Here is an 11,881-nt window from a genome sequence, read left to right on the forward strand (position 1 = left end):
ACGACCTGCTACCAGCCCGGATAACGGGCCGGGGTGACCCGGGCGGTGATCAACCGGATCAGCTCCGGCGCCAGCTCGTCGATGAAGAAGTGGTCACCAGGCAGCATCCGGAGGTCCACGGTGGTCGCATGGTCACGCCATCCGGCCAGCTCAGCCGGGCGGACGGTGCGGTCGGCGGTGCCGCCGAAGACGGTGAGCGGGGTGTCCAGCGGCGGCTCGTCGATGAACTCGTAGGTCTCCAGCACGGCAAAGTCGGCGCGGATGATCGGCAGCGCCAACGCCATCAGCTCCTCGTTCTCCAGCACCTCGGGCGGCGTGCCGTTGAGCGCGCGCAGATGTGCCTTCACCTCGGCGTCGGAGGCGTCGTGCACCGTGGGCTCGTGACGCCGGTCCGGGGCCGGTGCGGCGGAGACGAACAGGTGCGACGGTCCGGGCCGGCCGCGGCGGCGGAGCAACCGGGCGAGCTCGAAGGCGAGCAGGCCGCCCATGCTGTGGCCGAACAGCGCGTAGGGCCGGTCGAGCAGCGGTTCGAGCGCGTCGGCCAGTGCCCGGACCAGCGGTGTGAGCCGGCGGTACGGCTCCTCCCCCATCCGCACGCCGCGGCCGGGCAGCTCGACCGGGCACACCTCGACGTGACTCGGCGCCAGCTGCCCCCAGGCACGGTAGACCGCCGCGGCACCGCCGGCGTACGGAAGGCACACCAGGCGGGTCGCCGCCGCCGGGCGCGGGCGGCGGGCCCAGAACCACTGCTCGCTCACGCCGGCTGTCCCGCGGCGTCCGTGCGGAGGACCCGTGCCAGCTCCTCGATCCGGCGGCCGGGGTCGGCCACCACCAGCTCCAGGAGCTGGCCCCACTGGCGACGCAGGCGGCCCACCAGGCGCGGATCGACGCGGTCGGCGGCATGCAGCCACAGGCCCCGAAGGATACCGGCGTCCTCCATGACGATCAGGCCGAGATCCACCTCGGCCGGTCGCAGGCCGGCGGGCACATGCACGAAAACCCCGTCGGCGGAAACCGGTTCCAGGCGTACGCCGCGCAGCACGGCCGGCGGCAGCGGCGCGTTGAGCAGGTTGAACCCCAGGCGCACCCGGTCACGGGCGGCCGGCATCTCGCGCCGCAGCGGCTGCATCGGGACGGCATGATGAGCGTGCGCCTCCAGGGTCCGTTCCCGCACCCGCGCGATGACGTCGCGGAAGGTCGGGTCGCCGCCCAGGTCGACGCGGAGCACCAGGGAGTTGACCAGGTAGCCGATCAGGTTCTCGGCCTCCGGCCGCTCGCGCCCGGCGGTCGGGAAGCCGACGGCCAGGTCCCGGCTCCCGGTGTACGCCGCGAGCAGCGCGTCGTACGCGGCGAGCAGCACCATGAAAAGCGTGGCGTTCTCCCGGTTGGCCAGCGCGCGAAGTCCCGCGGTGAGATCCGGACCGAGCACGAAGTCGTTGCCCGAACCGGACGCCGCCTCGTCGGCCCCCAACTCCTCCACGACGAACGACGGTGCCGGTGGGAGGTCGGCGAGGCGGTCCCGCCAGTACCGGGCGTGCCGATCCAGCGCACCGGACTCGTACTCCCGGCGCTGCCAGGCCGCGAAGTCGGCGAACTGGACGGGCAAGGGCGGCAACCGGGGGTCGCGCCCGTCGGCGAACGCGTCGTACGCCACCGCCAGCTCGCGCAGCAGCACTCCGTACGACCAGTTGTCGGTGACGGCGTGATGGATGGAGAGCACGAGGATCCGGTCCCGGTCGTCCACGGTGATCAGCCGAGCCCGGACCAGGGGGCCGTCGGCCAGTGGGAACGAACGGCCCGCCTCCTCGTCCAGCACGCGGCGGATCGCCGGCAGCGGGTTCGCGGCGTCGGCCGCGTCGAGCCGGGACCGGACCAGCGGCCAGGCTCCCTCGTCGTCGATCACCTGCACCAGCCCGGCCGGCCGGGTGACCAGCCGGGTCCGGAGTGTCTCGTGCCGCTGCACCAGGTGGTCAAGGGCCCGGCCCAGGGCGTCCTCGTCCAGGGCGCCGCGCAGGCGGGCGGCGGTCACCACCGTGTGGAAGGCGTCCTGCGGCGGGACCGGGAAGTCGACGCAGAGCTGCTCCTGGGCGAACGACAGCGGAAGGTCACCGCCGCGGGTCACCGGTTCGACGGCCGTGGGCGCCGGATCGGCGGGCCCGGGGCCACGGGCGGTCAACCAGCCGGCCAACGTCGCGACGGTCGGCTGCTCGAACAGGTCGCGCAGCGACACGTCGACGCCGAGGCGGGCCCGCATCCGGGAGATGACCTGGGTGGCCAGCAACGAGTGGCCGCCCAGCTCGAAGAAGTCGTCGTGGACGCTGACCCCGTCCACCCGGAGCAGTTCGCCCCAGATCTCGGCGAGCGCGCGTTGCAGGTCGTCGCGGGGCGGCTCGTACGGCGTACGCAGGCTGGGACGCAGCAGGTCCGGTGCGGGCAGCGCCTTGCGGTCCACCTTGTCGTTGGGCGTCAGCGGCAAGGCGTCCAGGAACACGAACGCCGACGGGATCATGTACTCCGGCAGCCGTTCGGCGAGGGCGGCGCGCAGCTGCGGCTGTAGTTTCCGCGCCCGGCGCGCCGTGCTGCCGTTGACCCAGGCCGACAGCGGTCCGTCCGCGGGCGGCGGCTGCGCCGCGGCAACCGGGTGCTCCGCTGTGCCGAACCGGCGCAGCACCACGTGGTACGCGCCGTCCGGGCCGTGGTCGGACCAGTCCAGTTCGGCCCGGTAGCCGGCCGCCTCGGCGAACCGGACCAGCTCCTCCGGGTCGACCCCGCCGCCCGCCAGCACCCGGGCGTTCGGCACGTCGCGGACGGCGAGGACGTCGCCGTCCAACTGCCCGCGCAACGCCTCCATGGATGTCCACTCCTGCCAGGGGTACGTGGCCGGAGGAACGGCGGCGCCGGCGGTGAGGACCACGTCGTACCGGAACCGGGTGAGCTCGTTGTCGAACCGGCCGCGCTTGGGCCGCACCCGGACATCGGCGATGCCGGGGAGCCGGCTCTGGAGAGCCCGGAAGTAGCGCGGATCGATCACCAGCTCCTCCTCCTCGGCCACCCGGCGGCGGACCCGCGTGCGCAGCGTGTCGTCGGAGTCGCCGGGCTCGGCCCGGTACCGCTCGACCGAGGTGTGGAAGGCCCCGAGCAACGGGAGGCTGCGGACATCGCCGACCACCACGGCACCGCCCGGGGCGAGCCGGGCCAGTGCCCCTTCGATCACCCGTGCCAGGTACTCCTCGTCCGGGAAGTACTGCACCACCGAGTTCAGCAGGACGACGTCGAAGAGCTGGTCCGGCAACCGGTCGAGCTGATCGGCGGCGCACTCGTGCAGCTGGACGTCGCCGGGGTACCGGGCCGAGTCACGTACCCGGTCCAGGACGACCGTGGAGAAGTCGGTGCCCCAGTACCGCCGGCAGCGCGGGGCCACGGCGTGCAGGATGAGGCCGGTGCCGCAGCCCACGTCGAGCACCGACTGCGGCGCGCGCGACAGCACCAGGTCGGCGGTCCGGTCCACCCAGTCACGCATCTCCACCGCAGGAATGGGCTCGCCGGTGTAGCTGCTGTTCCAACCGCTGATGTCGAACGTCGGGTCGACCTCCGGAGCCGAACCGTCGTACGCGGAATCCCAGATGCTGCGCCACTGGTCCAGTTCGTCCGGCTGGGCCGGGAGCCCGTCGGTCACCACGTACGCCACCAGGCGCTGGTCCCCGGGCGTGTCCTCGCGCACCAGGACCACTGCCTGCCGGACCGCCGGCTGCTGCGCTAGCAGCGCCTCGATCTCACCCAGCTCGATCCGGAAGCCGCGCAGCTTCACCTGGTGGTCCATCCGGCCGAGGAACTCCAGGCCACCGTCGGCGCGGCGCCGCACCAGGTCGCCGGTGCGGTAGAGCCGGTGGCCCAGCCCGATCGGGAACGGGTGCGGCACGAACCGCTCGGCGGTGAGCTCGGTCCGGCCGAGATAGCCGCGGGCCAGGCCGGCGCCGCCGATGTGCAGTTCACCGGGGACACCCGGGGGCACCAGCGCGCCGTACGCGTCGAGGACGTGCAGTTCGGTGTTGGCGATCGGCTCGCCCAGCCGGATCTCCCCCGTCACCCGCGACACCGCCGACCAGATGGTGGTCTCGGTGGGTCCGTACATGTTCCACAGCTCCCCGCCGGACCCGACCAGCCGCTGAGCCAGATCCTCGGGGAGCGCCTCGCCGCCGCAGAGCATCCGGAACCCGGCGGGCGGCGTCCATCCGGCGTCCAGCAGCAGTCGCCAGGTGGACGGCGTGGCCTGCATCAGCGTGGCCCCGGAGGCGGCCAGCGCCGCGCCGAGCCGGACGCCGTCGGCGGCCACCTCCCGGCTGGCCAGGTGCACCCGCGCGCCGGTGGTGAGCGGCAGGAGCAGCTCCAGCATGGAGATGTCGAAACTGAGCGTGGTGACGGCGAGCAGGGTGTCCGCCGGGGTGATCCCCGGCAGCTCGCGCATCGAACGCAGGAAGTTGGCCAGTGCCCGGTGCGGAATCTGCACGCCCTTGGGTTGCCCCGTCGAGCCGGAGGTGTAGATCACGTAGGCCAGATCGTCGCCGGCGACCCCGACCTGCGGCGGCGTCGTGCTCTCGGCCGCGAGCGCCTCCGCGTCCCGGTCGAGACAGACGACCACGGCCGGCGGCTCCGGCAGCCGATCCGCGAGGTCACCTTCGGTGAGCAGCATCTTCAGTCCCGAGTCGGCCATCATGAACGCGAGGCGCTCGACCGGGTAGGCCGGATCGAGCGGGACGTAGGCGCCGCCGGCCTTGAGCGTGCCGAGCATCGCCACCACCATTTCCGGGGTGCGCTCGGTGCAGATTCCGACCAGGTCCCCGTGCCCGGTGCCGAGTCGGTGCAGGTGATGCGCGAGCTGGTTGGCCCGGCGGTCGAGGTCGGCGTAGGTCAGGGTCCGGTCGCCGCAGCGCAGCGCCTCGGCGGCGGGGTCCGCCCGCGCGCGGGTGGCGACGTCGAGGTGCGCCCAGGGCAGGTCGTCCCAGACGCGCCGGGTGTCGTTGGGCTCGTGCGCCAGCCGCCGGCGTTCGTCCTCGTCCAGCAGGTGGAGCTTGGCGACCGGGCGATCCGGCGCGTCGATGATCTGCTCGACCAGCCGGTGCAGCGCCCTGGACATCTGCGCGACGGTGGCGGCGTCGAACAGGTCGGCGTTGTACTCGAACCAGCCGCCCAGCCCGTCGGGCCGGTCGAAGACCTGCAACTCCAGGTCGAAGCGCGCGGTCGCGCTCGCGACGGTGTACGGGGTGACCCGCAGCCCGCCCAGGTCGAGCTCCGGCACCTCGATGTTCTGGAACACGAACGACACCTGGAACAGCGGCGACCGGGACAGGTCCCGTCGCGGGTGCAGCTCCTCGACCAGCCGCTCGAACGGCAGGTCCTGATGCGCGTAGGCACCAAGGCACGCGGCCCGGACCCGGGACAGCAACTCCCGGAAGGTGGGGTCGCCGGTGAGGTCCATCCGCAGCGTCAGCGTGTTGACGAAGAAGCCGACCAGCCGCTCGATCTCCGGCCGGGTCCGGTTGGCGATCGGCGCGCCGATCACGAGGTCGTCCTGACCGCTGTAGCGCCGCAGCAGCACGGCGAACGCGGCGAGCACCGTCATGAACGGCGTGGCGCCCTCCTGGCGGCTCAGCGCGCGCAGCCGCTCGGTCAGCGGGCCGGGCAGCCGGAACTCGGTGGAGCCGCCGCGCGAGCTCTGCACCGGCGGTCGCGGCCGGTCGGTGGGCAGATCGAGCACCGGCGGCGCACCGTCCAGCGCCGCCGTCCAGTAGGCGAGGTCTTCGGCGAGACCGGGGCCTTCGAGCTGCCGGCGCTGCCAGGCGGCGAAGTCGGCGTACTGGATGGGCAGCGCCGGCAGCGGGGACGGCCTGCCGTCCCGCAGCGCCGGATAGAGTGTGATCAGCTCCTGCACGGCCACCGCCACCGACCAGAGGTCGGCGACGATGTGGTGCATGGTGAGCAGCAGGACGTGCTCCTGCGGCGCCACCCGGAAGAACCGTACCCGCAGCAGTGGGCCGGTCCCGAGGTCGAACGGCCGCTGCACCTCCTCCTGGAGCAGCCGCCGCACGTCGTTGCCGTCACAGTCGACCACCGCGAGGTCGGCCTCTCCGGTGGCCGCGACCCGCTGTACCGGCTCCCCCTCCACCTCGGCGAACGTGGTACGCAACGCGTCGTGCCGGCGCACGATCTCGTCGCAGCAGCGCCGCCACACCGCCAGGTCCAGCGGCCCGGCCAGCCGTACCGCGATCGGCACGTTGTACGCGGCGCCGCCCGGCACGAGCTGCTCCAGGAACCAGAGCCGCTGCTGCGGGAAGGAGAGCGGGAACTCGCGCACCCGCGCGCGGAGCCGTTCGGCCAGCAGGCGCCGCTTGTCATCCGTCGACAGGCGGTCCAGGTCCGGCGTGCTCATGTCTCGCTTCCTCCTTCGGCAGCCAGCAGCTCGCGCAGCATGGCGTCCACCTCGTCGTCGGAGAGCTCTGCCACCCCGTCGGCGATCGGCTCGATCGGGGCCGGGGCCGGCACCTCCGCGGCGCCCGCCATGAGCCGGGACGTGTTCGCCACGGTGGGCTGGTCGAAGAAGTCGCGCAGGGTCAGCTCCACACCGAACCGGGCGCGCAGCTTCGTGCCGATCTGGACCGCGGCCAGGGAGTGGCCGCCCAACGCGAAGAAGTCGTCGTTGCGGCCGATCCGGTCGATGCCGAGCACGTCCCGCCAGATGGCCGCGATGTCCGCCTCGGCGCCGGGGGCCGGCTCCTCGTACGGGATGTCGAGATCAGGGCGCGGGTGCAGCGTGGACGGTGCGGGTGCCTCGGCCAGCTCGGCGGCCAGCCGGGCCGGGTCGATGGCCGCGGCCGACCGCTGCGCCGCGGCCAGGTCGCGGGCGGAGACGACCAGCTGGGCGGGGAGCGGGTCGGTCGCCAGGATCCGGTCGAACAGGTCGCCGCCCTCGGCCACGGTCAGCCCGCCGGCCGGGTCGTGCAGGGCGGCCAGGCCGGCCGGCGAGGGCTCCGGCGGGGCCGATGCGGCGCGCTCGATCTCGTCGCGCATCGACGCCGGTTCGTGGACCCGCTTCATGGTGAAGTCGCGCATCTGCACCAGCAGCCGGCCCTGTTCGTCGTGGACGTCGGCGTCGCAGGTGAGCGTCTCGCCGGACGAGTCGCCGCCCTCCCTGATCCGGATGTGACACACCATCCGGCTGGTCAGGCCCCGGACGAACCGCAGGCTGCCGTACCAGAACGGCAGATAGTAGCCCTCGGCGGCGTACACCCGTGACGCGCCGCCGACCACGTCGAGCAGGGCCGGGTGCAGCAGGTAGGTGTCCAGGTCCGCGGCGTACCGCTCGGGCAGGTCCAGGGTGGCGACCATTCCGGTGGTACCGACGTGGATGCGGGTGAGGCAACGCCACCGGCCGTGCACGGCGAACCGGATGAGTCCGCCCTCGGCGGCGAAGTCCAGGCGCAGCCGGCGCCGGAGCGCATCCTCCCCCTCGATCACCTCGTGGACGTCGCAGGCGTCGAGCAGTTCGCCGACCGCGCGCCGGGGACGCTCGACCGGGTCGTGCAGCACCACCGTGCCGGCGCAGTGCTCCTGCCGGCCGGCGGCCCCCCGGCTGTGCACGCGGAACCCCGTCGCCCCGCCGTCGCCCCGCTCGACCGTGGTGAACATCTCGCGCTCCTGGCCGTCCGGGACGATCACCGGCGAGGTGAAGAGCACGTCCCGGAACTCGATCTCTTTACCGCCGGCGTGCGGCGCCACCGCGGCCCGGACCATCTCCAGGTAGGTGGTGCCCGGGACCAGACCGTGCCCCTGCATCCGGTGCTCGTCGACGATCCAGCTCTCCGCCGTGGTGATGGTGGTGCGGAACGTCTCCGCCGTCGCGGTGCGTCGCAGGCGGCGTTGCAGCAGCGGGTGGCCGATGTCGGTCCCGCCGCCCGGGTCGGCCGCCATTCCGGTGCCACGCCAGGTGTCCCAGGCGACGGCCGTCACGCCGTCCCGCCCGGCGGCGAAGGTGTCCAGGAAGGCGTTGGCGGCGCAGTAGTCCAGCTGGCCCGGCCCCCCGAGGATCGCGGTGCGCGACGAACACAGCAGGAAGAAGTCGAGCGAATCCCGGCCACACACCGCATCCAGGACCAGGGTGCCGCGGGTCTTGGCGGCGAGGACCGCGTCGGCGTCGGCCCGTGACGTTCCGGCGAGCAGACCGCTCGCGGGCAGCCCGGCCGCGTGGACGACGCCGGACAGCGCGCCGAAGCGGGCCCGCAGCTCGTCGACCGCCCGGGTGGTCTGCGCGAGGTCCGTGACGTCGGCGTGCAGCACCATCGGCCGGGCGCCCAGGTCGTGGAGCGCCTTCAGGCGTCGGATCCGCGCGCTGGTCGGGTCGTCGGTGCCGTGCTCGGCGAGCCACTGCGACCAGGTCTCCTCGGGCGGGACGGGGGTACGCCCGAGAAGGCCGATCGCCGGGGCCCGCACGGAGCGGGCCAGGTGTTCGGCGAGCGCCAGGCCGATGCCGCCCAGGCCGCCGGTGATGAGGTAGACGCCGTCGTCACGCAGCCGGCCGGCGGACGGGCCGGGGTCGAGCTCGACAGCGTCGAAGGTCCGGGCCCACCAGTGGCTGCCCCGCCGGGCCAGCACCGGCTCGTCCGGCACCGACCGCAGGGCGCGGGTCACCGATTCGACGCTCGCTCCGGTGAGGTCGAGCAGCCGGCAGGTGACACCGGGGACCTCCTGCGGGACGACCGTGCACGGGCCGACCAGGGTGGCGTTCTCCGGTTGCAGGCGCTCGTCGCCGGTCACGCTGAACACGCCCCGGGTCAGCACGTCCAGGATCAGTGGCGGGTGCTCCGCCCGGCCGGCCAGCGCCTGAGCGAACGCCAGGAGGCTGTGGAATCCGACGGCCTCGGCACGGTCCAGGTCGGCACCGGGTTCCACGGCCAGGCTCCACAGGTGGACGACCCGCGCCGGCCGGCGATCGCCGAGCGCGTCGAGCAGGCGCCGGTAGTCGCCCCGGTCGGCCGGATCGACGGTGAAGGCGTCCGGGCCGGCCTGGGCGAACCCGGTTCCCGCGCTGACGCGCACGACGGCGGGGAGGGCCTCGGACAGGGCCCGGCCCGCGGGAAGATCCGCGCCCAGCACCAGCCAGGGGCCCTCGTCGGCGCGGGGCCGCACCGGCTGCATCCGTCGCCAACCGGGGCGGTAGGTCGGCGACGAGGCCGGTCCAGCTGTCTCCGAGCGATCAGGCGCCACCCAGAAGCGGCGGCGCTGGAACGGGTACGAGGGGAGGCGCACCCGACGGCGGCGGTCAGCCTCGCAGACGGCGGCCCAGTCGAGCGTGGCACCCGCGGCCCAGATCGTGCCCAGCCCCTCCAGCAGGGCCTGCCGGCCGGCCCGCTTCCCGTCGTGCCGGCCCATGGTGCCGGCCGCGACCCGGTCCGCCGTCCAGGACCGGTGTCGCCGGGCGAAGGTGGACAGCGAGTCACCCGGGCCGACCTCCAGCAGGATCAGGTCGGGATCGGCGAGCAGGGCGCTCAGGTTGTCGGCGAAGCGCACGGTGGAGCGCAGGTGTGCGCCCCAGTACTCCGGGTCGGTGGCCTGACCGTCCTCCAGCCACGTTCCGGTCAGGTTGGAGCAGACCGGCGTCCGCGGGGGGCGCATCGCGATCCCGCGGACCTCCGCGACGAACGGTCGCACCGCCTCCTCGACCAGCGCCGAGTGGAACGCATGCGAGGTGTGCAGTCGCCGGCAGCCGACGCCCCGCTCCACGAGCTGCCGCGCCACGTCGTCCACGGCATCAGCCGGACCCGAGACGACGCAGAGATCGGTGCCGTTGACGGCGGCGAGGCTGAGCCGGTCGGAGAGAAGCTCCGCGGTCTCGGCCTCGGGCAGGAAGACGGCCAGCATCGCACCGGGCGGCGTGGCCTGCATCAGCCGGCCGCGCGCGGTGACCAGGGCGGCGGCATCCTCAAGGCGGAACACCCCGGCGAGGCAGGCGGCGACGTACTCGCCGATGCTGTGGCCGGCCAGCGCGTGCGGTTCGACGCCCGCCGCGATCACGGTGCGGGCCAGGGCGTACTCGACGGCGAACAGGGCCGGCTGGGCCAGCTCGGTCTCCGTCAGGTTCGCCTGCGGCTCGCCGGCCGGGAAGAGCGCCGCGCGTACCGTCGCGGGGAACAGGTCGAGGCAGCGGTCCAGCTCGGCGCGGAACACCGGGTCCTCGCCGTACAGGTCGCGCGCCATGCCGGCGTACTGGGTGCCCTGGCCGGGGAAGAGGAAGGCCACCTTCGCGGGTCGGCCGGCGACGCCCGACGCACCGGCGCTGGCGGCCCGGCGCAGTCGTCGCACCGCGTCGGCGCGGTCGACGGCCACCACCGCCCGCCGCTGCTCGAAGGCCCGTCGCCGGGTGGCCAGGGTGAAGGCCACGTCGGCCAGCTCGTCGTCCGGATGCGCATCGAGGTGGTCGGCGAGCCGCTCGGCGGCCTGCGCGAGGGCGGCCGCGGTGCGCGCCGACAGCGGCAGCAGCTGCCAGGGACGGCCGGGCTCCGCCGGTAGGATCGCCGGTCCCTCCTCCAGCACCACGTGGGCGTTGGTCCCGCCGATGCCGAACGAGCTCACCCCGGCCCGGCGAGGCTGGTCGGTGCGGGGCCACGGCCGGTGCGCGGCGTTCACGAAGAACGGGCTGGTCTCCAGCGCCAGTTCCGGGTTGGGCCGCTCGAAGTGCAGGCTGGCCGGGATGGCCTCGTGCTTGAGGGCCAGCGTCGCCTTGATCAGCGCAGCCGCGCCGGCGGCCGCGTCCAGGTGGCCGATGTTGCCCTTCACCGAGCCGATCGCGCAGAAGCCACGCGACGCGGTGCCCTCCCGGTAGGCGCGAGTGAGGCCGGCGATCTCGATCGGGTCACCGAGCGCGGTGCCCGTGCCGTGGGTCTCCACGTAGCCGACCGTCTCCGGCGCGACACCGGCGATGCCGAGCGCCTCGGCGATGACCTCGGCCTGGCCCTCCACGGCGGGCGCGGTGTAGCCCACCTTGAGCGCACCGTCGTTGTTCACCGCCGAGCCGCGGATCACCGCGTCGATGATGTCGCCGTGCCTCCGCGCGTCCGCGAGCCGGCGCAGCACCACCAGGGCGACGCCGTTGCCGATCACGGTGCCGCCGGCGGCCGTGTCGAACGGCCGGCAGTGGCCGTCCGCGGACAGGATGCCACCCGGCTCGTACTGGTAGCCGTTGCGCAGCGGCATGTTCACCGAGACCCCGCCGGCCAGGACGATGTCGGACTCCCCGGACAACAGGCTCTGGCAGGCCAGGTGGACCGCCACCAGCGAGGTGGAGCAGGCGGTCTGCACGGTGACGGCGGGCCCGCGCAGCCCGAGCTTGTACGCGGCCCGGGTGGCCAGGAAGTCCTTGTCGTTGGCGAGCTGGGTCTGATACGGGCCGAGCGCCTCGATCACGCCGCGGTTGGCCATCAGGTTGTAGAGGAGGTAGGTGTTCAGGCTGGCACCGGCGAAGACCCCGATCCGGCCGGGGAACGCCTGCGGGTCGTAGCCGGCCGACTCCAGCGCCTCCCAGGCGCATTCCAGCAGGACGCGGTGCTGGGGATCCATCAGCTCCGCCTCGCGCGGGCTGAAACCGAAGAAGGCCGCGTCGAAGGTGTCAGCGCCGTCGAGGACGCCCTTGGCCCGTACGTAACCGGGCCGGCTCACCAGCGCGGGGCTGACCCCGGCCGCGCGCAGCTCGTCCGGCGAGAAGGAGGAGATGCTCTCCTGGCCGGTCGCCAGGTTCGCCCAGAAGGCGTCCACGTCGGCGGCCTGCGGAAAGCGTCCCGCCATGCCGATGACGGCCACCTGAGACAGGTCGTCGGTCGAGTCGCTCACTGGT

General features: G+C 73.7%; 3 protein-coding genes. All 3 read right to left on the bottom strand.

What is annotated here, in order from left to right:
- Window positions 1-8: 8 nt before the first annotated feature.
- Genes ACQPYA_RS16460 through ACQPYA_RS16470 form a run of 3 tightly spaced genes read right to left on the bottom strand, consistent with a single transcriptional unit; the run spans window position 9 to window position 11,877 of the window.
- On the bottom strand, window positions 9-758 hold the full coding sequence (locus tag ACQPYA_RS16460; protein ID WP_433527966.1) for a thioesterase II family protein: 750 nt from the start codon (window positions 756-758) through the stop codon (window positions 9-11).
- On the bottom strand, window positions 755-6,427 hold the full coding sequence (locus tag ACQPYA_RS16465) for an amino acid adenylation domain-containing protein (protein ID WP_433527967.1): 5,673 nt from the start codon (window positions 6,425-6,427) through the stop codon (window positions 755-757). The genes ACQPYA_RS16460 and ACQPYA_RS16465 overlap by 4 nt, the downstream gene beginning before the upstream one ends.
- Complete coding sequence (locus ACQPYA_RS16470; RefSeq protein ID WP_433527968.1) at window positions 6,424-11,877, bottom strand: SDR family oxidoreductase; 5,454 nt, start codon at window positions 11,875-11,877, stop codon at window positions 6,424-6,426. Before ACQPYA_RS16470 ends, ACQPYA_RS16465 begins: the two co-directional genes overlap by 4 nt.
- Between the last annotated feature and the right edge of the window lie 4 nt (window positions 11,878-11,881).

This window comes from Micromonospora sp. CA-263727, from assembly GCF_050942455.1.
Lineage (GTDB): Bacteria > Actinomycetota > Actinomycetes > Mycobacteriales > Micromonosporaceae > Micromonospora.